Genomic DNA, 21531 nt, shown 5'->3' with positions numbered 1-21531 from the left:
GTGTCAGACGGGCACAGGTGTTCTCCCGGGCCGATAGACGCCCATTGGTTCGGCGAATCCATCGAGGTCGTGTTCGCCGAGAGCTTCCGACTCGTCCCAGAGGAAATCGACGAACGGTTTCGACATGAGAAGCGGCTCTCCAAGCGTCTTGTTCAGGCGCGCGAGGCGGCTTGCAAGGTTCACATCGCGGCCGATGACGGTGAAGTCGAGCCGGGCGCCCGATCCGACATTTCCATAGGCCGCCTCGCCATGGTGGAGAGCGATACCCGCAACGACGGGTTGAGCGAACCGACCAATGGCATTTGCCTCGTCGAGTGCGGCTAGGGCCGTTCGCGCTGCGATGAGTGCGCCTTTAGCGGCTCCGCCAAGGTCGTCGCCGCGTTCGCGGAAGATCGCCAGCAGCCCATCGCCGAGGTATTTCAACACTTCGCCACCTTCGCGCTCGACGGCCGGCACAAGGCAATCGAAGAAGATATTGAGGAGGTCCACAGCCTCCTCTGGTGTCATATTTGCCGAAATCTGGGTGTAGTCACGCATATCTGCAAAAAAAATCGCAGATCGAATACGCTTGACTTGCCCCCGGCGGATATCACCGGAGAGAATAGCTCGGTGAGGCTCGTCACCGACATAAATTCGTAGAACCTGATCCAGCGTCTTGTTGACGATCCGCATCTCCATCACTGCCGCCAGCGTGGGCATGACGAAACGGAGGATCGCGATGTCTTCGTCTCGAAAGCCGCCGACCGCGCGAGTTGCGAAGGTGATGCCGTTACGCGTGCCATTGGTAAAGAACAACGGCGCAACGATATAGTGAGTGTAACCTTCGGCCTTGAGTTCGGGAATGATCGAGTACCGTAGATCCTTCGTGTCATTCAGATCGACGATGAGCCATTCACCGGTCTCGTGGACGGTGAAGAACGGACTATCTCGATAGGCACGGTCGGATGCATCGCCGTGCGGGAACAAGCGGACCGTCGAGCCAGTCTCGCGCGTCCAAAAACGACCCACGCCTGAATACTCGGAGTGCAACGTGTCGATGGCGGTCGATGCGCGATCGACAGGGACACCGAGAGCGATCAACCGCTCAGACATCCCGGCCAGAAGATCATCCGCCTGCGGCAGACGAGCCCCCTCGCTCAAAAGCCAATCCCTGAGGGCGACACTCTCCTGCAGCGACCCGAACGGTACGTCATTCGCCTCCGACCCGTCTGCATCGGCAGTCGGCGGAGGATGGGGCGGACTAAGATCGAGCATGATGCCAAAGTGGGTCGGAGTGGGCGGGGCGACAACAGGTGCCGTCAAGTTCGTCACGAGTTCCCACGAAAATGTCGTCCTATTGGTGCCACGGTAATATGGAATTGGCCATCACCGGCCGATCGTGACGCCGATTTTCTATCTCTACCATCGGATCAGCCCATGCCTTTCGCACATCGCGTTGTCGCCCTCGTGATCGCCATGACGTGTACCGGGGTGGCAAAGGCCGAGCCTGTATCGCTTCCGGCCGCGAACACGCCATCCCGCGCGCAGGCTGCAGCAGGCGACGAGGCTCATGCTCGGACAACATCGAGCTTCTCCGAATCGAACGAAACCAGCAGCCGGCGCCAGGCAACCTTCAATGAACGGATCGCCCGGCGCGGTGAACGGGCTATCGCGTCCTTGTGCAATGGCTGTGGAACGGACGCATCTCGGCAAAAGCTTAGGGCCACCAATCCCGTAAATCCTATGGCGGGAGCCATCATGCCGAATGCAGAAAGTATCTATTCGCGCAAGCGCGGCTTCGACCCATCGCGTGCGGCAAGCTATTGACGCGTAGGTGGCCAAGGCCGACGAGCCGTCGCGTCCCTTATTTACGGGTCATAGGCCCTGAACGAGAATGGCGCACCGAGGGATGCGCCATTCTAGATTCTGAAAGATGATCGTCGCCTGAAACGCGGAACGATCCGACCTCAGTTGTCCAAGAAGCTTCGCAACTTCCTGGAGCGGCTCGGGTGCTTCAGCTTCCGCAGCGCCTTGGCTTCGATCTGACGGATACGCTCACGCGTGACAGAGAATTGCTGACCGACCTCTTCGAGGGTGTGGTCGGTATTCATACCGATGCCGAAGCGCATGCGCAGCACACGCTCCTCGCGCGGCGTCAGCGAGGCCAGCACGCGAGTGGTGGTCTCGCGCAGGTTCGACTGGATCGCCGCATCGATCGGCAGAACGACGTTCTTGTCCTCGATGAAATCGCCGAGATGCGAATCCTCCTCGTCGCCGATAGGCGTTTCGAGGGAGATCGGCTCCTTGGCGATCTTCAGGACTTTCCGGACTTTCTCCAAAGGCATGGCCAGCTTCTCGGCCAGCTCCTCGGGAGTCGGTTCGCGGCCAATCTCGTGCAGCATCTGGCGCGAGGTCCGGACGATCTTGTTGATCGTCTCGATCATGTGCACCGGAATGCGAATGGTGCGCGCTTGATCGGCGATCGAGCGAGTGATCGCCTGCCTGATCCACCACGTGGCATAGGTCGAGAACTTGTAGCCACGACGATACTCGAACTTATCGACAGCCTTCATCAAACCGATATTGCCTTCCTGGATCAGATCAAGGAACTGCAGGCCACGGTTCGTGTACTTCTTGGCGATCGAGATCACGAGGCGGAGGTTGGCCTCGATCATCTCCTTCTTGGCCTGACGGGCTTCGCGCTCGCCCTTCTGAACCATGTTGACGATCTTGCGGTATTCGCCGATCTCCAAGCCGGTCTCCGACGCGAGCGTAAGGATCTGCTCACGCAGATCGGCAACTTGCTTGGCGCCCTTCTCGACAAGGTTCTTCCAGCCCTTGCCACCGAGCTTGCCGACACGCTCCATCCAATTCGGATCGAGCTCCCAGCCCTGGTAGTGGCGCAGGAACTCGTCGCGGGCGACGCCGTGGCTCTCGGCATAGCGCATGAGGCGCCCCTCATGGCTGATGAGGCGCTTATTGATGTCGTAAAGCTGCTCGACCAGCGCTTCGATGCGGTTCGAGTTGAGTGACAGCGACTTCACGTCGGCGACGACGGTATCCTTGAGGTCGGACTGCTTTTGACTCTGAGCGGAGGTCTGCGTTCCGCCACCCGCCTTGAGATCGGCATGCTCGTTCTGGAGCTTGCGCAGCTTCTTATAGTTGTTGGCGATGTTGTCGAATGTCTCGAGAACGCGCGGCTTGATCTCAGCTTCCATCGCCGCGAGCGAAACGTTGTTCTCCATGTCGTCTTCGTCGTCGCCGCCCTCAGAGGGTATCGGCGCCTCGGCCTCGGCCTCGTCCGCATCCTCGCCCTCGGTGAGCTGAGGAGCGTTCTTCGCGTCCGGCCCGGCATAGGTCGCCTCTAGGTCGATGATGTCGCGCAGCAGCACGCGTCCGTCGACGAGCTCATCGCGCCAGATGATGATGGCCTGGAAGGTAAGCGGACTCTCGCAAAGGCCCGCGATCATCGCCTCGCGGCCGGCCTCGATGCGCTTTGCAATGGCGATTTCGCCCTCACGGGAGAGTAGCTCCACCGAGCCCATCTCGCGCAGGTACATGCGAACCGGATCGTCGGTACGATCGGTTGGTTCCTTCGCCGTCGTCTCGCGAACGGCGAGCGGCTTAGTCGGGGCGATCTCGGCGACTTCCGTGCCTTCGGCGGCGTCATCGTCGTCGGACGCTTCACCGTTGGCGGGCTTGTCGCCCCCAGCATCCTCGGTCTCTTCGGCCTCGACGACGTTGATGCCCATCTCGGACAGCTGTGACAGCACGTCCTCGAGTTGATCCGGATCGGACTGCCCCTCAGGCAGCACCTCGTTGATCTCCTCATAGGTGATGTAGCCGCGCTTCTTAGCGAGCTTCACCATCCGCTTTACCGAGGCATCGGTCAGATCGAGGAGCGGTCCGTCGGTCTGTTGCTCAGGAGCAGCATCCGCATCGTCCCGTTCCGTTGCCTTCGTCGCCATGTTCCGCCTATTGTTGCCCTGGTCGCGTTGAGCGGGAGCGTTCGGCTCACTCCGCGTCGTCCACGCCACCATTCTGTGATGTGCGGCGCGCACGAGGCGACCGCGTCGATATCTCATATTTCGGTGTACAAGCACGACGCTTGACCGATTGTTAACCATGCGCCGCAAGCGGCACCCTAAATCCTGTTTCGTCGTGGTTACGCGGCCGCCGTATCGTCTGATTCTGGCACGTCGGCGTCTGCCTCTGCCCCTGCGACTACGGCCATACGTTCCTTGACGTCGCAAAGCCAAGCGAAGTTGGCCTCGGATTCATCCTCGACCAGTGCGCGCTCGGCAGAGCGAAGCTCGCTATTTAGCGCGCCAGACTTCCGGTGCAAGATCACGGCCTGACGCAATGCGTCTTCCAGCCGCATCCGGTCCGCATGCGGATCGAGCGTCCAGCGGTCACCAGGCCGGACATGGGAGGCGAGCCGTATCGCTGCCTCGCCGAGCCCAGCCCTGCGCAAACGAGTTTCCAGCACCTCCACATCCGGCTGATCGGCGTCCGCGGCCTGGTCAAGCAGCAGGGACCGTAGCGCCTGTGCGTCGGGATCGTCGAGTTCCAGCGCTGCCAGATCCTCGGCTTCTATCCCCAATAATTCCGGGTGAGCCAGCAAGCTCGAGACGATCATAGCCTCACGATCGCGAAACATTGCCGTCCCGCCGGAATTAGTCGATCCAGCAAAGAGCGGGTTGAACTTCGTAGTGATTCGCGGTGATGGCGGCGGATCACCAGGTCGCGGTTTGCGCTGAAACGTCGATACACCACCGTTCCGGGGCTCATAACCGGTCCGACGCTGGCCACCGCTACTAGCGGGTGAGAGGCCACGAAGGCGCCCCTCTATCTCATCCTTATAGAACCGTCTCACTGTCTCGTCGCGGATCGAAGCGACCATCTCGCGAAGCCCTTTGGCGAGACCAGCCTTGCGTTCGGGCGTATCCGCTGGCGTGGATTCCGTAGCGCGCGACCATAGAACGTCGACAAGGGGGCGGGCGCCTTCGAGAACGCGATCGATGGCCGAAGCGCCGGCCGAGCGGAGCAGGTCATCGGGGTCCTGCCCCTCCGGTAGAAGCGCGAAGCGCAGCGACTTTCCAGGCGTCAATCCCGGCAGGGCCACGTCGAGTGCCTTGAACGCCGCGCGCTGGCCGGCGCCGTCTCCATCGAAGCACAGGATCGGTTCGTCGGCATGGCGCCAGAGCAGTGCCAGCTGCTCCTCCGTCAAGGCCGTCCCGAGGCCGGCGACGGCGTTCGGGTGTCCGGCCATGGTCATGGCGATGACGTCGACATAGCCTTCGACCGCGATGATCGTCCCACGATCATGGGCCGCTTTGCGGGCGCCATGCAGGTTGTAGAGCACCTGCCCCTTGTGGAAGAGCGGGGTCTCCGGCGAATTCATGTACTTCGCCTTGGCGTCGGCCTGCATCGCACGCCCGCCGAAGGCGATGACCCGGCCCCGGCTGTCGGTGATGGGAAACATCACCCGGTCGCGGAACTTGTCGAAGGGGACGGCGATGTCGTCGCCACTGACGAGCAGTCCGAGTTCGGCCATCAGCTCCTTGTCCACGCCCTTCGCGGCCAGATGATCGCGCAGGCCGTAGCGCTCCGACGTGGCGTAGCCGAGCCGGAAACGCGAGCGGATCTCGGGGCCGAGTTCGCGCCGGTCGAGATAGGCGCGGGCGCCGGTGCCGAGGCGGCCCTTGAGCTGGTCCTCGTAATAGGCGGCCGCCAGTTCCATGACCTCGAAAGCGCCGGTGCGCTTGGTTTCCATCTCCCGCGTGTCGGCGCTGGGCGCGGGCAGGGTCACCCCCGCCTCCCCGGCCAGGCGCTCCACCGCCTCGGGAAAGCTGAGGCCTTCGGTCTCCATCAGGAACGTGAAGACGTCGCCGTGCTTACCGCTCGAAAAACAGTGGTAGAACTGCTTCTGGTCGTTCACATAGAAGGACGGCGTCTTCTCCGAGTTGAAGGGCGATAGGCCGCGCCACTCGCGGCCCGCCTTCTTCAGCCGCACCCGCCGCCCGACCACGTCGGAGGCGGGAAGCCGCGCTCTGATCTCTTCGAGGATGTGGGGTGGGTAACGCACTGGGGCACCAAACCTTCGCAGAGGTTCATTCTAGCCCAGTGCGTTTAAAGAGTCCCGAACGCTTCGACGCACGCTCTCCCCCTTGAAACCCCATCGGTCAGGGTTTGGCGTTCAGCACGTCCTTCACCAGACCGCTAGCCTTGCCGAAATCCATCCGGCCCGCGAAATTTCCTTTCAACACGGCAATGACCTTGCCCATGTCCTTAGGACCAGCCGCACCGGTTTCCGCGACAGCCGCCTCGATCGCAGCTCTCGTCTCGGCCTCATCCATCTGTTGGGGCAGATAACCCGCGATGATCGCAGCCTCGGCCCGCTCATTCTCAGCGAGTTCGGGGCGGCCACCCTGATCATAGACGCCAGCGGATTCGTTGCGCTGTTTGATCATTTTCTGCAGTAGCGCGAGAATTTCTTCCTCTGTGGCTGGCTCTTTGCCGAGACCGCGGGCCTCGATGTCTTTGTCCTTCAAAGCGGCTTGAATCATCCGCACAGTGGCGAGCTTGGCCTTGTCGCCGGCCTTCATGGCCTCTTTCATGTCGCTGGTAAGGCGGGCGCGCAGCATGGTTGTCTCCTGAAAGTAGTCCCGATAACGGGAATGGTGTGCGAATTGCGAGATTCTGCGAATCGAAGTGGTTGAGCCGGTCGAACGCCGAGGCCACATTGACCCCATCACGGCCCGCTCGTTATGAGCGCCGCACAATGCGCCACCCGCACGCGCCGTCGTACCGGCGTCGATGGGTCGGCCGGACATAAGCGAGATCGCGACGATGCTGCAAGACGAAGGCGCTCCAGCGCAATCATCCTCCACGCCCGCACCGTGGGCCGAGCCCGTCGCGACAGCCCTCCTCGTGCTGGCCGACGGCACCGTCCTCGAAGGATTCGGCATCGGTCAGACCGGGGCCGCCGATGGCGAGGTCTGTTTCAACACCGCAATGACCGGCTACCAGGAAATCCTCACCGACCCCTCTTATGCCGGCCAGATCGTCACCTTCACCTTTCCGCATATCGGCAATACCGGCACCAACGACGAAGACCTGGAGAGCCTCGACGCGGCCCCCGCCTCCGGCGTCCGCGGCGCGGTCATCGCCTCGGCCGTCACCAACCCGTCGAGCTGGCGCTCGTCGAGCCATCTCGACGCCTGGCTGAAGGCGCGCGGCATCGTCGGCATCACCGGGATCGACACGCGGGCGCTCACAGCCCTCATCCGCGACCACGGCATGCCCAACGCCGTCATCGCCAACGATCCGGAGGGGCGGTTCGACCGCGAGGCACTGAAGGCGCGCGCGGCCGCCCTCGCCCCGATGGAGGGTCTCGACCTCGTTCCGCCGGTCACGAGCCGCGAGACTTCCGATTGGTCGCAGACGACCTGGGCGGTGAAGAGCGGCTACGGCAGCCGCCAGATCGGCGAGGGCCTCAAGGTCGTCGCCATCGATTACGGGGTGAAGCGCAACATCCTGCGCCTGCTCGCCGAGGCCGGCTGCGACGTCACCGTCGTGCCTGCCACCACCTCCGCCGCCGCGATCATGGCGATGAAGCCCGACGGCGTCTTCCTCTCGAACGGTCCAGGCGATCCGGCCGCCACCGGCGAATACGCGGTCCCGGTGATCCGCGAGCTTCTGGAGGAGAAGGTGCCGACCTTCGGCATCTGCCTGGGACACCAGCTCATGGGCCTCGCGCTCGGCGGACGCACCGTGAAGATGGCTCAGGGCCATCACGGGGCCAACCACCCGGTGAAGGACAAGACTACGGGGAAGGTCGAGATCGTCTCGATGAACCACGGCTTCGCCGTCGATCCGGCCAGCCTGCCCGAGACGGCGGTGGAGACGCATATCTCGCTGTTCGACGGCTCGAATTGCGGCCTTACCCTCACCGACCGCCCGGCCTTCTCGGTACAGCACCACCCCGAAGCCTCGCCGGGCCCGCGCGACAGCCACTACCTGTTCGAGCGGTTCGTGGCGCTGATGCGCAGCGGCAAGCCCGAGACGACTCCCACCGGCGCCGCGTAGGTCCGTTCGTTCGCCGCGTCAGGCGCTTTCGCACCCATCCCTTGAGTTCCGGCGGATCGCCGCCGGGGCATTCGCGAAATGGTTCCCTCCTTGTCACAAAAAACCCGGCTTTGACCGGCACTCCCCGAAGCCAACGACGATCGGCACGGTGACACCGCCGCGACGATCGTCCTACTGCCTTGAGCACGGGGTTTTCCACATGACGTTCGACGACGCGCGCGATGATTTCTCGCGCCTGCATCGGGTCTTCACGTTCCATCTCGGCGTGGCCGTCGCTCTCGCCTGGATGACCGCCCTGTATTCGGCCTGCTACGCCCCCTGGGTCCGCAACATCCGCGCGCTCATCGACCCGGCCGGCGGCACCCAGACCATCGAGAGCACCTGGTCCTTCCTGTTCGTCCTGCCCGTCGTCCTCACGATTGCCTGGCTCAGCCTGTTCTTCGGCCGCGAGATCCTGCGCCGCTCGCAGACCCTGCCCAACGTCGCCCTGGAATTCGCCGCCGCCGCCGCCGTGGCCTTCGGCGTGTTCTATCTTTCCATCGATCGCGCGGTGGCCGCCCTCTATATCGGCCTCTGATCGTACCGCGCGGGTAGTCGGAGGCGGCTTGGCGCCGCCTCCTCTTCTTACGTCACTGAACCTGGGCGAGCAGGGGCTCGAACCGCTTGGCGGCGAGCTTGTTGTGCGTCACCGCCTTCGCCGCTTCGAGGTTCTCCGGCTTGTCGCCGACCACCACCACGGCGATCATGCCCATGAGGTAATGCGGCGAGCACTTGATGCCGTAGACCCCGGGCTTGTCGAACTTGACGACCTCTTCTTTGCCCAGGACGGTCTTGAAGGTTTCCGCTCCCTCGGGCGCCATGCCCTTGATCAGTTCGGCATTGTGCCCCTTGTCCTGGGGGACGAACTTGATGCTGTCGCCCGGCGCTAACTTCACGAAGGCAGGGTCGAAGACCATTAGACCACCCGGCCCGCTGTTGAGGGTCTTCACGGCGATCTCGGCGGCGAAAGCGGCTGGGCCGGAGGTGATGCACAGGGCCAGCGTGCCCATGAGCGTTCCTAGCTTTATCATTCTTATCCTCGAATTAGTCTTGTTCGAGATCGACAACGCGCCGATCGTCTCAATTACACAGCTCCGTCTTGGGCGCAATATTTTGCATCTTCTTAGATTTATAGTTATTATAGTTTGATTATTCTTGGCGGCGAACGAGCGGTCATCCGAGGCGGGCACAATCGTCGCCAAGCCTCTCGACGCTCTTCCAAAACCCTCCCGCCGCGTGTAGACGCGAACCCTAACGATCATTCACGCCGCTCGCGTCCATATCCGGCCCGCTCCAGATTGTGGCGCCGCGCTTGACGGATGCGCGCGTCCGCAAGCCAAGGCGCCCGATGCCGAAACGCACCGACCTCTCCACGATCCTCATCATCGGTGCCGGTCCGATCGTGATCGGGCAGGCCTGCGAGTTCGACTATTCCGGGACGCAGGCCTGCAAGGCCCTCCGCGAGGAGGGTTACCGGATCGTGCTGGTCAATTCGAACCCGGCGACCATCATGACCGACCCGGACATGGCGGATGCGACCTATGTCGAGCCAATCACGCCGGAGATCGTTGCCAAGATCATCGAGAAGGAGCGTCACGTCCTTCCCGGCGGCTTCGCCCTGCTGCCGACCATGGGCGGCCAGACGGCCTTGAACTGCGCCCTCTCGCTCAAGAAGCTGGGCATACTCGAAAAATTCGACGTCCAGATGATCGGCGCAACGGCCGAGGCCATCGACAAGGCCGAGGATCGGCAGTTGTTTCGCGACGCGATGACCAAGATCGGCCTGGAAACGCCGAAATCGGCCGTCGCCAACGCATCCGCCGCCAAGAAGGTGGATCGCGAAAAGTACCTCGCCGAGATCGCCCGGATCGAGACCTCCACCGACGAGGCCACTCGCCCGGCCGCCCTCGCCGCATTCGAGAAGAAGTGGCACGCAGGCGAGTCCGACCGGCGCAAGCGCTACGGCGAGCATGCCATCGGACAAGCGCTGATCGCGCTGGCCGAAGTCGGCCTGCCGGCCATCATCCGCCCCTCCTTCACCATGGGCGGCACCGGCGGCGGCATCGCCTACAACCGGGAAGAATTCCTCGACATCGTGGAGCGCGGCATCGACGCTTCGCCGACAAACGAGGTCCTGATCGAGGAGAGCGTCCTCGGTTGGAAGGAATACGAGATGGAGGTCGTTCGTGATAAGAACGACAACTGCATCATCGTCTGCTCCATCGAGAACATCGATCCGATGGGCGTCCATACCGGCGATTCCATCACCGTGGCCCCAGCCCTGACGCTCACGGACAAAGAGTATCAGGTGATGCGCGACGCATCGCTCGCGGTGCTGCGTGAGATCGGCGTGGAGACCGGCGGCTCGAACGTGCAGTTCGCCATCGACCCGGCCACCGGCCGGATGATCGTCATCGAGATGAACCCGCGCGTGTCGCGCTCGTCCGCGCTCGCCTCCAAGGCCACGGGCTTCCCCATCGCCAAGGTCGCGGCCAAGCTCGCGGTGGGATACACCCTCGACGAGATCGCCAACGACATCACCGGCGGCGCGACCCCGGCCTCGTTCGAGCCGACCATCGACTACGTCGTCACCAAGATTCCGCGCTTCGCCTTCGAGAAGTTCCCCGGCGCCGAGCCGACGCTGACCACGGCGATGAAGTCGGTGGGCGAGGCCATGGCCATCGGCCGTTGCTTTGCCGAATCGCTGCAGAAGGCCCTGCGCTCCCTGGAGACCGGCCTCACCGGCCTCGACGAGATCGAGATCGAGGGGCTCGGCAAGGGCGATGACCACAATGCCATCAAGGCGGCCCTGGGCACGCCGACCCCGGACCGTCTGCTGAAGGTGGGTCAGGCGCTCCGCCTCGGCGTCAGCCACGAGGAGGTCCACGCCTCGTGCAAGATCGATCCGTGGTTCCTAGAGCAACTCCAGGCGATCATCGACTTGGAGAACCGGGTCAAGGCCCACGGCATCCCCACCACACCCGGCGCGCTGCGCCAGCTCAAGGCGGCGGGCTTCTCGGATGCCCGCCTCGCGGTGCTCGCCAAGACCGACGAGGACAGCGTCCGAGCCGCCCGCCGGGCGCTGGGCGTCCGCCCGGTCTTCAAGCGCATCGACACCTGCGCGGCCGAGTTCAAGGCGCCCACCGCCTACATGTATTCCACCTACGTGGCGCCCTTCGCCGGCGCCGTGGTCGACGAGGCGCAGCCCACCGACGCCAAGAAGGTCATCATCCTCGGCGGCGGGCCCAACCGCATCGGCCAGGGCATCGAGTTCGACTATTGCTGTTGTCACGCCTGTTTCGCGCTCACCGAGGCCGGCTACGAGACCATCATGGTCAACTGCAACCCGGAGACGGTCTCCACCGACTACGACACCTCCGACCGGCTTTATTTCGAGCCGCTGACGCAGGAGGACGTGCTCGAGATCATCGAGACCGAGCGGCAGGCCGGCACACTGCACGGCGTCATCGTCCAGTTCGGCGGCCAGACCCCGCTGAAGCTCGCCCGCGCGCTCGAAGCGGCCGGCGTGCCGATCCTCGGCACCTCACCGGACGCTATCGACCTCGCCGAGGACCGCGACCAGTTCAAGCGCCTCCTCGACAAGCTCGGGATGAAGCAGCCGAAGAACGGCATCGCCTATTCCGTCGAGCAGAGCCGTCTCGTGGCCTCGGATCTCGGCCTGCCCTTCGTGGTGCGGCCGAGCTATGTGCTGGGCGGCCGCGCCATGGCGATCATTCGCGACGAGGTCCAGTTCGCCGACTATCTCCTCGACACTCTGCCGAGCCTGATCCCGTCGGACGTGAAATCGCGCTACCCCAACGACAAGACCGGCCAGATCAACACGGTGCTGGGTAAGAACCCGCTCCTGTTCGACCGCTATCTTTCGGATGCCACCGAGATCGATGTGGATGCCATCTGCGACGGCAAGGACGTCTATATCGCCGGCATCATGGAGCACATCGAGGAGGCTGGCATCCATTCGGGCGATTCCGCCTGCTCGCTGCCCTCGCGCTCGCTCTCGCCCGAGACCATCGCCGAACTGGAGCGCCAGACCAGAGCGATGGCGCTGGCCCTACAGGTCGGCGGCCTGATGAACGTGCAATACGCCATCAAGGACGGCGCGATCTACGTGCTGGAGGTGAACCCGCGGGCATCCCGCACGGTACCCTTCGTCGCCAAGGTTATCGGCGAGCCCATCGCCAAGATCGCGGCGCGTGTCATGGCCGGCGAGCCGCTCGCGAGTTTCGGGCTCAAGCCCAAGGTCCTCGACCACATCGCCGTCAAGGAAGCCGTGTTCCCCTTCGCCCGTTTCCCTGGCGTCGATGTCCTGCTCGGACCGGAGATGCGCTCCACCGGTGAGGTCATCGGCCTCGATTCGAGTTTCGGCGTCGCCTTCGCCAAGAGCCAGCTCGGCTCGGGCACGCTCGTGCCGAAAAGCGGCGCGGTGTTCGTTTCGGTCCGTGATGCCGACAAGGCCCGCATCCTGCCGGCCATCCGGGAGTTGTCGGAGGCAGGTTTCGTCATCGTCGCCACCAGCGGGACGCAGCGCTACCTCTTGGAGAACGGCGTCCCCACGGAGCGGGTGAACAAGGTGCTGGAGGGCCGGCCGCACGTGGTCGATTCGATCAAGAACGGCGACATCCAGCTGGTGTTCAACACGACGGAAGGCGCAGGCGCACTCTCGGACTCGCGCTCCCTGCGCAGGGCGGCCCTCTTGCATAAAGTCCCGTACTACACCACTCTAGCCGGAGCGATGGCAGCGGCCGAGGGGATCAAGGCCTATCTCGAAGGTGATCTCCAAGTCCGCGCTTTGCAGGAATACTTCGCGGCCTAACATTTGATGCTGCGTCCGACTTGATTGGACGTAGCAGGTGCCAAGGCTTCAAGACCATCTTACTCTGGCCCGGAGGGAGCATTCCGCTCCCGACCGGGCCTATTCATTGTGGCGCGAGACGATGACGATAGACAAGGTTCCGATGACGGTGCGCGGGTTCGCTGCGCTGGAAGCCGAGCTGAAGCATCGCCAGCAGGTGGAGCGTCAGCGCATCATCCAGGCCATCTCTGAAGCGCGCGCGCTCGGCGACCTCTCGGAAAATGCTGAGTATCATGCCGCCAAGGAAGCGCAGTCCCACAACGAGGGCCGCGTCATGGAGCTCGAGAGCATGATCGCCCGGGCCGAGGTGATTGACGTGACCAAGCTGTCCGGCACCAAGATCAAGTTCGGCGCCACCGTGAAACTGGTGGACGAGGATACCGAGGAAGAGAAGACCTACCAGCTCGTTGGTGAGCCCGAGGCAGATGTCCGTTCGGGTCTCGTCTCGATCACCTCCCCGATCGCTCGCGCTCTCATCGGTAAGGGCGTTGGCGACACCGTAGAGGTGACGACGCCGGGTGGCGGCAAGTCCTACGAAGTGGTCGCGGTCCAGTACGGCGTCTGACGGCGGAGAGATCTCATCATGAAGCCGGCGGCATGCCGCCTTTCAGTCAGGATCTTGCAGAGAGCGGCGATCGCTATCGCCGCTCTTCTCGCTATGGCCGCGCCGACCCTCGCCCAAGGGCTTTCGTCCTTCGGTAGTTCGAAACTGTCGGCCATCCGTGTGGATGTGGGGCCTTTGCTGGTTCAGGGCGGCGGTGCCCCCGCGGAGGCGCTTCGCGGGGATCTCCTGACTGCGTTGAATCAGGAATTTGCCGACAGGCTCGGCGGGACCGGACCGGTTCTGGTGGTGAGGATCAAGAGCCTTTCGCTACGTCCCTATACCGGCAGCGAAGGCGGCCGCAGCGGCTTTGGTGGCGGCTCGCAATCCGACTATCTCGATGGCGAAGCCCTGCTCGTCGGGCGTCGGGGCGAGGTGCTTGCCCGGCATCCGCAGCTTTCAGCCCTGCCATCGAGCTCGGGCGGGGCATGGTATGACATGGATTCGGAACGCCGCCGCGTAGCCGCGATAGCCCGGCACTATGCCGGCTGGTTGCGCCGAGCATTCCCGTCGAACTGACGCAGCCATGTCGATCTTGGGAGCAGCCGGTGTGATGCGACCTGCTGGTGAACTCGTGTCCGCAAAACTCGCTCATCTCGGCGCCTGGATCGTTACGGACGGCAAGGCCGGCGATGAGAACCAGTGCATCGGTCTGGCAGAGACGCTCGGTCTGGACTACGAGATCCGCCGCGTCTCGCCGCGCCCCCCCTTCGGCTGGCTCGCCCCGTGGGGACCGATCGACCCGCGTGATCGCCCGGGCCAGCGAGGCGGTGCCTTGGCCGGTCCCTTTCCCGAGATCGTGATCGCCTCGGGCCGCCGCGCCGTTCCCTACCTTCGCGCGATCCGAAAAGCGTCGAAGGGCCAGACCTTTACGGCCTTCCTGAAGGATCCACGGACAGGCCACGACACTGCGAATTTCATCTGGGTGCCGGATTACGACGATCTTCGCGGGCCGAACGTGCTCACCACGCTGACGGCGCCGCACCAGGTGACAGCGGCACGTCTGGCGGCTGCGCGCCGCTCACCCGACCCCCGTCTGACCCATCTTTCGAAGCCTCGCGTAGCGGTATTGATCGGGGGTGACAGCCGCCATCTGAGCTACCGTACGACCGACATGAAGCGGCTTCTCGCCCATCTGACGAAGCTGGCCGATGGCGGCGCGTCGCTCATGCTCACGGTGTCCCGCCGCACACCGTCGCCCCTGCGTTCGGCCTTGCAGCGCCTCGTTGAAGAGAAACAGGGATTCTTCTGGGACGGTACGGGGGCGAACCCCTACGTGTCGCTGCTGGCGCTCGCCGACGCCATCGTGGTCACGTCGGATTCGGCCAATATGGTGGGGGAAGCGGTGAGCACCGGCGCGCCGGTGCTTCTCTTCGATCTCCCGAAAACCTACATCCGGCACCGGCGGCTCTTCGCCGGGCTGGCCATGGCGGGCGCGCTGAAGCCCTTCACCGGCCGTCTGGAAGAGTTGCATTACACCCCCCTCGACGCGACGCCGACCATCGCAGAAGCTATGGCCCGCGCCTATATCGAGCACCGCGCCGGGTTCGCACCTGCGTCGCGGCCGTAGGAGACGTCCGAACCATGGCCCCCCACCATTCCAAGCTCATCATCATCGGCTCAGGCCCGGCCGGCTACACCGCCGCCATCTATGCGGCCCGCGCCATGGTCGAGCCGCTCCTGATCTCCGGCTTCCAGCCGGGCGGCCAGCTGATGATCACGACCGATGTCGAGAATTATCCGGGCTTCGCCGATCCCATTCAGGGACCGTGGCTGATGGAGCAGATGAAGCTCCAGGCCGAGCATGTCGGCACGAAGATCGTGTCCGAGTACATCACCAAGGTCGATCTTCAGGCGCGGCCGTTCCATCTGGAAGCCGATTCCGGCGAAACCTACACCTGCGACGCACTCATCATCGCCACCGGGGCGCAGGCGAAATGGCTCGGCCTGCCGTCCGAGGCGAAGTTCCAAGGCTTCGGCGTGTCGGCCTGCGCCACCTGCGACGGGTTCTTCTTTCGCGGCAAGGAGGTCGTGGTGGTCGGCGGCGGCAACACGGCGGTCGAGGAGGCGCTCTATCTCGCCAACCTCGCCTCGAAGGTCACGGTCGTCCATCGCCGGGGCGAGTTCCGTGCGGAGCGCATCCTGCAGGAGCGCCTGTTCAAGCATCCCAACGTCGAAGTGGTCTGGCACCACGCGATCGAGGAGATCTGCGGCAGCCAGTCACCGCCCTCGGTCACTCATCTGCGCCTGAAGGACGTGCGCTCGGGCGCGATTACCGAGCGGAAGGCCGACGGCGTCTTCGTCGCCATCGGGCATCAGCCGGCGACCGGGATCTTCGAGGGACAGCTCGCCATGCGCCATGGCGGCTACATCGAGACGAAGGCGGGCACGACCGAGACGGCGATCCCCGGTGTCTATGCCGCCGGCGACGTGACGGACGATGTCTACCGGCAGGCGATCACCGCGGCCGGCATGGGCTGCATGGCGGCGCTGGAGGCGGAAAAGTACCTCGCGGCCCTCGAACTGGGTGAAACCCCACAGCAGGCTGCCGCTGAATAGGGAAATTTTCGTTCGGCGCCTTGCGTCGGGCGTCAACCTAATCGCAAGATCGTTGTCCTAAAACCAGCACGAGCCGAGTTCCATCGGCTCGGCGTCCCGTGTTGTTTGGCCGAACCGTAGGAAACGGCGGCCGGGCACACCGAGACACGGCAAAGACCGATGCCAGACCGAACCGGGTCCGGCATCGGGAGTCCGGTCGTCGGAACGGGGCTGCGTGAGGGGGTTGGACGCCGTGGACTGGGACAAGATCCGGATCTTCCTCAACGTTGCCGAGGCTGGCAGCTTCACCCGCGCGGGCGACGATATCGGCCTGAGCCAGTCGGCGGTCAGCCGCCAGATCAGCGCCCTCGAACGCGAGTTGAAGGCTCCCCTCTTTCACCGCCACGCCCGGGGCCTCATCCTGACCGAACAGGGCGACCTGCTGTTCCGGGCCGCGCGGGACATGAAGCTGCGACTGGAGAACACCCGGGCGCGCCTCGTTGAGACGAGCGAGCGTCCGAGCGGCGACCTCAAGGTGACGACCACGACGGGTCTCGGCACCTCCTGGCTCGCCCAGCGTGTCGCGGAATTCCTGGACCTCTATCCCGACGTCCGCGTCGAGCTCATCCTCACCAACGAGGAACTCGATCTGGCCATGCGCGAGGCCGACGTCGCGGTTCGGATGCGGCGACCCGCCCAACCGGACCTGATCCAGCGCAGGCTGTTCACGGTGCATTACCATGCCTTCGCCTCGGCCGATTACGTGAAGCGGTTCGGCGAGCCGAAATCCATCGCGGATCTCGACAATCACCGCCTCGTTTCCTTCGGCGGCAACGAACCCTCCTACCTGCTGGCGACCCATTGGCTGTCCACCGTCGGCCGTGAAGGCCAGGAGCGGAGAACGATCCACTTCACCGTCAACAATATCGCCGCCCTGCAGAAAGCGATGGAGACCGGCGCCGGCATCGGTATCCTCCCGGATTACGCGGTCGAGGGGCAGACCGGCCTCATGCAGGTGCTGCGCGACGTCGAGATGCCGCATATGGAGAGCTACCTCGTCTATGCCGAGGAGATGCGGTCGGTGGCGCGCGTCCAGGCCTTCAGGGACTTCCTCGTGGCGAAGGCCCAGCGCTGGACCTACTGACCGCCAAGAAGCAACAATTCTCAAACTAAACCTACCGCAGGACCGCCGCCTGGCGGTCACGGACGATGTTGTACTTGGCAAACGCAACGAGGCAGCGCCTTCCTCCCCAGTTTCCATCGAAGAGTGATAGATCAATGACTGAATCATGAGTAGAGATTCACGATCCAACGGAAGCTGGTAGAGAGCCAGAACTCTAGTTCGGGTATTTGCAAGCGGATACCATTCGCGTCTTTTGGCAGTGAAAAAATTGGTTTTATTACAGGCATTTACCGACGATTCCGTTAGTCAGATAGGTGATCGTCGCTTATTTTTAGCAGGATATCTCAACAGGGCAGAGACATGGACGGCCTTCTCTCGTGCATGGAATCAGGTTCTACAAGAAAGACCCTCAATTCAATACTTTAAAATGAGTGAGGCAAATAGTCTAAGAGGACAATTTGAGTACTGGCAATCGAAAGCTCGTGATGAAAAAGTTGTTAAACTAGCGGCCGTTGTCAAACAATATGGCGGAATATCGTTCCATTTTTCAATCAGCGTTGCTGAAAACGACGAAATACTAAAACCTTATTCGCCTCGCGGCATAGGAAACGCTCACTTTATAACCAACTTTGCTGTTGTAGCGGGCATATCTCAATACGTTTCTCAATATGACGAGCAACTTCAAATCGAATTTATTTTCGACGAACAAGCGGGTGTAGACGCTGATGTCGCTGCATTTTTCGGGGTCATGAAAGACAACCTACCCCTCAATGCGCAAGCGATTATCAGCGGATCTCCAATATTTGACAGTGATAAGAATGCGTTTCCTCTGCAAGCCGCAGATTTGCTCGCTTGGCACATAAGAAGGGAACACGAAACTTATAATTTCCCTCACGAAACGTTACCGATGGCTGATTATCTTCGCAGCGACAGTCTCCATATGACACAACATATAGACAGTTCAATCATCGAAAAATGGGCATTCCATCATAAAAAGATGACTGGTATTGAGCTAACCCAGGGAAAATCACAATGGCAAAAGATTAGAAAAGAGTTTGCCACCTTATCAGCTTCCGGATTCTTCCCAATTAACGCCAATAAATTACAGAAAATTTTATTTCGATTTAAATTACGCATGATGTCAAGGAGGGCTGCCCGCAACGCTACGCTGCGTGAAGCGGCTAAACGTCAAGCATCTCGCAAAGGCTTTTAAAATTTCTTGCGCTTGGGCACCGCCTTTGCGAACACCTTCTCAAGCGCCGCGTTTGCTATATCGCAAACAAGCTCGTGAGCGTTATCACGTTCAGTGAGTTTGGTAAGTATGATGTCGTGCGGTCGCGTGGACAGGCCTCGATCAAGCCAGACTTATCGAGGCCTGATATGGCTCAGACGAACAGGCGCTCGTTTTCGAGACCCTTGTAGAGCCCGGCCACCTGCTCGCCGTAGCCGTTGTAGATCAGCGTCGGAACACGCTGGTCGGTGCCGAGTACGCGCTCCGATGCCTGGCTCCAGCGCGGATGCGACACTGCCGGGTTCACATTGGCCCAGAAGCCGTATTCCGAGGCCTGGAGGCCTTCCCAGAACGTCTTCGGCCGCTCGGCGACGAAGGACAGCTTCACGATCGACTTCACCGATTTGAAGCCATACTTCCACGGCACCGCGAGGCGGATCGGCGCGCCGAACTGGTTGGCGAGCGGCTTGCCGTAAATGCCCGTGGCGATGAAGGCGAGGTCGTTGTTGGCCTCCTCCATCGTCAGGCCCTCGACATAGGGCCAGGGATAGAGGAACGAGCGCTGGCCCGGCGCCATGGCCTTGTCCATGAACGTCTCCATGCGAACGTATTTCGCACCGGATGCGGGCTTTGCCAGGGCGACGAGCTTGGAGAGCGGGAAACCCGTCCAGGGCACCGACATCGACCAGGCCTCGACACAGCGATGGCGGTACAGCCGCTCCTCGAGGGTCATCTTGCGGACCAGATCGTCGATCCCGATCTCGAACGGCTTTTCGACCAATCCGTCGATCTTGATGGTCCAGGGGCGGGTCTTTAACGCGTTAGCAGCCGGCAGCACGGTCTTCGACGTACCGAATTCGTAGAAGTTGTTGTAATCGGCCGAGAACTTCTCGGCCGTCAGCAGACGGTCGAGCGTATAGGCATCGTTACGCGCCGCCGGATAGAGACCGCTCGTCGGATCGGCGGCAGCGAATGCGTGCTCGATGCCGACGAGAGACGTCGCAGCGAGGCCCGCGGCCCCGCCCAGCAAGGCGCGGCGGTTGAGGAAGACGCTCTCGGGCGTCGCGAGGCGCTCAGGCATTTCCCAGCCGCGACTGCGCTTGATGTACATGTGCCGTCCTCGAAAATGGTGGGATCGCCGCTTGCGGCGGCTGTATCCCGCGAAGATCGTCCCCGCCGCGCATCAGTGCAAGCGAGGCCTATCGTCACCATTCGATGAGAGACCGCCACCGGTTACATCGGGTTGCCGCTCAGGGGCGCGCCGCGTCGTCGCGCAGGGCCCGGCGAAGCACCTTGCCGACATTGGTCTTCGGCAGCGCGTCGTGGAAGACGATGCGCCTCGGCACCTTGTAGCCGGTCAGCTGCGAACGCGCGTAGCTCCGCAGCGCCTCGACATCGACGCTCTTATCCTTGAGCACCACATGCGCCACCACCATCTCGCCGGTCTCTTCGGATCGGGTGCCGACCACCGCGCATTCGAGCACGCCGGGATGGCCGACGAGGATCTCCTCCACCTCGTTCGGGTAGACGTTGAAGCCCGAGACCAGGATCATGTCCTTCATCCGGTCGACGATGCGTACCTGCCCGTCTGCCTGAAGCACCGCCACGTCCCCGGTGCGGAAATAGCCGTCGCTGGTCGTTGCCTGCGCAGTCTCGTCCGGCCGCTTCCAATAACCCGCCATGACCTGTGGACCACGCACGCAGAGTTCGCCCGGCTCGCCGGGAAGGACGTCCCTCCCCTCGGCATCACGGATCGCCACATCGGTCGAGGGAACCGGAAAGCCGATCGTACCGGTCCAATCCGCCCTCGGGTCGTTCACGCAGACCACGGGGGAGGTTTCCGACAATCCGTAGCCCTCGACGATGGACTTGCCCGTGATCGCCTTCCACTTGGCCGCCACGGGAGCCTGCACGGCCATGCCACCGGCGATGACGAAGTGGATTGCGGAGAAATCCACCTCGGTGATCTTCGGGTGGTTGTTGAGCATGTTGAAGAGCGTGTTCACCCCGGAAATATGCGTGAAGCGATTGCCCTTCAGGGTCTTCACGAACCCGTCCACGTCGCGGGGATTGGGGATGAGCAGGCAGCATCCGCCGATGCTCATGAACAGGAAGAAGCAGCCGGTCAGGGCGAAGATGTGATAGAGCGGCAGAGCCGTGACCATCACCCGGTCGACCCCATCGGTCTCCGACACGCAGAACCAGACCCGGCACTGAGCCACGTTGGCGACGACGTTGGCATGGGTCAGCATCGCCGCCTTGGCCGCGCCCGTCGTACCCCCGGTATATTGCAGGAAGGCGAGATCCTGCGGTCCGACCGGGACGGACACTTTCGGCAGGCTTCGCCCGCGGCGCACGACCGCGTCGAAGCGCAACGTCTTCCCCGTGGGCAGTCGATAGGGAGGCACCGCCTTCTTGATATGGCGCGAGGCGAGATCGATGATCCGGCCCTTGAGGCCAAGCCCGTCACCCGGCCCGGCGACGACGATCCGATCGAGGTCGAGGTCGGCGCCCGCGCCGGCGACCGTATGGGCGAAATTCTCGAGGACGAAGAGTGCCTTCGCGCCTGAATCGTTGATCTGCACCGCCAGTTCACGGGGCGTGTAGAGCGGATTCACGTTGACCACGACGCAGCCGGCCAGCAGGATTCCATAGATCGTCGCCGGATAGGCCGGCACGTTCGGCATCATGATGGCGATCCGGTCGCCCTTGCCGAACCCCTCGGCGACCAGCCAGGCCGCAATGGCATCGGCGGAGGCACCGAGTTCGGCATAGGTGACGGATGTGCCGAAACATCGGATGGCCGGACGAGCGGCGCATTGCGTCGTGCTGAGCCGCAGGATGTCGACGAGGGTGCGCGGGCTGGTGACGTCGATCTCGGCGGGTATGCCGGGCGGATACATGGAAAGCCATGGGCGCACGGAAACCGGCCCGGGGGCCGTGCCTTGGACCATCTCGATCCTCCCTCTGATGTGCGCGGCGGCTTGTTATCCGCGCAGCGGCTTAGTGCCGCCTTCGTTCATATGTAAACTATCTTTTCGACGTCCCTGTCATCG

17 protein-coding genes are annotated in these 21531 nt (G+C 62.8%); 10 read left to right on the top strand and 7 right to left on the bottom strand.

Annotated features, from left to right (window positions below; all coding sequences use genetic code 11):
* Positions 1-3: 3 nt before the first annotated feature.
* Complete coding sequence (locus tag AC0IXR_RS04595; protein WP_056431106.1) at positions 4-1254, bottom strand: adenylate/guanylate cyclase domain-containing protein; 1251 nt, start codon at positions 1252-1254, stop codon at positions 4-6.
* A 162-nt stretch (positions 1255-1416) separates the two neighbouring features.
* On the opposite strand from AC0IXR_RS04595, the gene AC0IXR_RS04590 reads away from it, so the two are divergent.
* Positions 1417-1806 carry a hypothetical protein gene (locus AC0IXR_RS04590; RefSeq protein ID WP_471759865.1) on the top strand — a complete coding sequence of 130 codons (390 nt, stop codon included), beginning with the start codon at positions 1417-1419 and terminating at the stop codon, positions 1804-1806.
* Between the two features lie 140 nt (positions 1807-1946).
* Here the strand turns inward: AC0IXR_RS04590 and rpoD are convergent, their stop codons facing one another.
* From rpoD to AC0IXR_RS04575, 3 genes are all read right to left on the bottom strand, one after another.
* Complete coding sequence (gene rpoD / locus AC0IXR_RS04585) at positions 1947-3947, bottom strand: RNA polymerase sigma factor RpoD (protein ID WP_056431109.1); 2001 nt, start codon at positions 3945-3947, stop codon at positions 1947-1949.
* Positions 3948-4144: 197 nt separating this feature from the next.
* Positions 4145-6067 (bottom strand): DNA primase, encoded by a 1923-nt coding sequence (gene dnaG, locus AC0IXR_RS04580; protein ID WP_471759864.1) that lies wholly within the window; start codon positions 6065-6067, stop codon positions 4145-4147.
* Between the two features lie 97 nt (positions 6068-6164).
* A complete protein-coding gene (locus AC0IXR_RS04575; protein ID WP_471759863.1) occupies positions 6165-6626 on the bottom strand; it encodes a GatB/YqeY domain-containing protein in 462 nt (153 codons plus the stop codon).
* Between the two features lie 205 nt (positions 6627-6831).
* Here AC0IXR_RS04575 and carA point away from each other — a divergent pair, with 205 nt between their 5' ends.
* Both carA and AC0IXR_RS04565 read left to right on the top strand, forming a co-directional pair.
* A complete protein-coding gene (gene carA / locus AC0IXR_RS04570) occupies positions 6832-8070 on the top strand; it encodes a glutamine-hydrolyzing carbamoyl-phosphate synthase small subunit (RefSeq protein ID WP_471759862.1) in 1239 nt (412 codons plus the stop codon).
* 199 nt (positions 8071-8269) lie between these two features.
* A complete protein-coding gene (locus AC0IXR_RS04565; RefSeq protein WP_056431120.1) occupies positions 8270-8647 on the top strand; it encodes a hypothetical protein in 378 nt (125 codons plus the stop codon).
* Between the two features lie 52 nt (positions 8648-8699).
* Here the strand turns inward: AC0IXR_RS04565 and AC0IXR_RS04560 are convergent, their stop codons facing one another.
* Positions 8700-9140 carry a pseudoazurin gene (locus tag AC0IXR_RS04560; RefSeq protein WP_471759861.1) on the bottom strand — a complete coding sequence of 147 codons (441 nt, stop codon included), beginning with the start codon at positions 9138-9140 and terminating at the stop codon, positions 8700-8702.
* Between the two features lie 317 nt (positions 9141-9457).
* On the opposite strand from AC0IXR_RS04560, the gene carB reads away from it, so the two are divergent.
* The 7 genes from carB to AC0IXR_RS04525 all read left to right on the top strand — a co-directional run bounded on the left by carB (position 9458) and on the right by AC0IXR_RS04525 (position 18457).
* The gene (gene carB / locus AC0IXR_RS04555; RefSeq protein WP_056431125.1) at positions 9458-12943 is read left to right on the top strand and encodes a carbamoyl-phosphate synthase large subunit; all 3486 of its coding nucleotides are present in this window, start codon (positions 9458-9460) and stop codon (positions 12941-12943) included.
* Positions 12944-13070: 127 nt separating this feature from the next.
* Positions 13071-13547, top strand: coding sequence for a transcription elongation factor GreA (gene greA / locus AC0IXR_RS04550; protein ID WP_187273304.1), 477 nt, complete (start codon positions 13071-13073; stop codon positions 13545-13547).
* Positions 13548-13565: 18 nt separating this feature from the next.
* Positions 13566-14102 carry a hypothetical protein gene (locus tag AC0IXR_RS04545; RefSeq protein WP_200919173.1) on the top strand — a complete coding sequence of 179 codons (537 nt, stop codon included), beginning with the start codon at positions 13566-13568 and terminating at the stop codon, positions 14100-14102.
* Between the two features lie 34 nt (positions 14103-14136).
* Positions 14137-15153: a mitochondrial fission ELM1 family protein gene (locus AC0IXR_RS04540; RefSeq protein ID WP_156467870.1), complete on the top strand. Its 1017-nt coding sequence runs from the start codon at positions 14137-14139 to the stop codon at positions 15151-15153.
* A 14-nt stretch (positions 15154-15167) separates the two neighbouring features.
* On the top strand, positions 15168-16142 hold the full coding sequence (gene trxB, locus AC0IXR_RS04535; protein WP_056431134.1) for a thioredoxin-disulfide reductase: 975 nt from the start codon (positions 15168-15170) through the stop codon (positions 16140-16142).
* Positions 16143-16374: 232 nt separating this feature from the next.
* The gene (locus AC0IXR_RS04530; RefSeq protein ID WP_056431588.1) at positions 16375-17265 is read left to right on the top strand and encodes a LysR family transcriptional regulator; all 891 of its coding nucleotides are present in this window, start codon (positions 16375-16377) and stop codon (positions 17263-17265) included.
* A 238-nt stretch (positions 17266-17503) separates the two neighbouring features.
* On the top strand, positions 17504-18457 hold the full coding sequence (locus AC0IXR_RS04525; RefSeq protein ID WP_471760236.1) for a DUF3800 domain-containing protein: 954 nt from the start codon (positions 17504-17506) through the stop codon (positions 18455-18457).
* Between the two features lie 172 nt (positions 18458-18629).
* On the opposite strand, the gene msrP is transcribed toward AC0IXR_RS04525, so the two are convergent.
* Together msrP and AC0IXR_RS04515 are read right to left on the bottom strand one after the other, a co-directional pair.
* Complete coding sequence (gene msrP / locus AC0IXR_RS04520) at positions 18630-19586, bottom strand: protein-methionine-sulfoxide reductase catalytic subunit MsrP (RefSeq protein ID WP_471759860.1); 957 nt, start codon at positions 19584-19586, stop codon at positions 18630-18632.
* 139 nt (positions 19587-19725) lie between these two features.
* Entirely contained in the window at positions 19726-21429 is a 1704-nt protein-coding gene (locus AC0IXR_RS04515) for an AMP-binding protein (protein ID WP_471759859.1), read from the bottom strand.
* Between the last annotated feature and the right edge of the window lie 102 nt (positions 21430-21531).

This window comes from Methylobacterium sp. AC832, assembly GCF_979256025.1.
This window is presented reverse-complemented; position numbering and strand designations above follow the sequence as displayed.

Excerpts from the sequence above, each read along its gene's own strand:
- AC0IXR_RS04575 (WP_471759863.1), bottom strand. The coding sequence starts at position 6,626 with ATGCTGCGCGCCCGCCTTACCAGCGACATGAAAGAGGCCATGAAGGCC.
- carB (WP_056431125.1), top strand. The coding sequence starts at position 9,458 with ATGCCGAAACGCACCGACCTCTCCACGATCCTCATCATCGGTGCCGGT.
- carA (WP_471759862.1), top strand. The coding sequence starts at position 6,832 with ATGCTGCAAGACGAAGGCGCTCCAGCGCAATCATCCTCCACGCCCGCA.
- rpoD (WP_056431109.1), bottom strand. The coding sequence starts at position 3,947 with ATGGCGACGAAGGCAACGGAACGGGACGATGCGGATGCTGCTCCTGAG.
- AC0IXR_RS04590 (WP_471759865.1), top strand. The coding sequence starts at position 1,417 with ATGCCTTTCGCACATCGCGTTGTCGCCCTCGTGATCGCCATGACGTGT.
- msrP (WP_471759860.1), bottom strand. The coding sequence starts at position 19,586 with ATGTACATCAAGCGCAGTCGCGGCTGGGAAATGCCTGAGCGCCTCGCG.
- AC0IXR_RS04560 (WP_471759861.1), bottom strand. The coding sequence starts at position 9,140 with ATGATAAAGCTAGGAACGCTCATGGGCACGCTGGCCCTGTGCATCACC.
- AC0IXR_RS04545 (WP_200919173.1), top strand. The coding sequence starts at position 13,566 with ATGAAGCCGGCGGCATGCCGCCTTTCAGTCAGGATCTTGCAGAGAGCG.
- AC0IXR_RS04595 (WP_056431106.1), bottom strand. The coding sequence starts at position 1,254 with ATGCTCGATCTTAGTCCGCCCCATCCTCCGCCGACTGCCGATGCAGAC.
- AC0IXR_RS04540 (WP_156467870.1), top strand. The coding sequence starts at position 14,137 with ATGCGACCTGCTGGTGAACTCGTGTCCGCAAAACTCGCTCATCTCGGC.
- trxB (WP_056431134.1), top strand. The coding sequence starts at position 15,168 with ATGGCCCCCCACCATTCCAAGCTCATCATCATCGGCTCAGGCCCGGCC.
- AC0IXR_RS04515 (WP_471759859.1), bottom strand. The coding sequence starts at position 21,429 with ATGGTCCAAGGCACGGCCCCCGGGCCGGTTTCCGTGCGCCCATGGCTT.
- AC0IXR_RS04565 (WP_056431120.1), top strand. The coding sequence starts at position 8,270 with ATGACGTTCGACGACGCGCGCGATGATTTCTCGCGCCTGCATCGGGTC.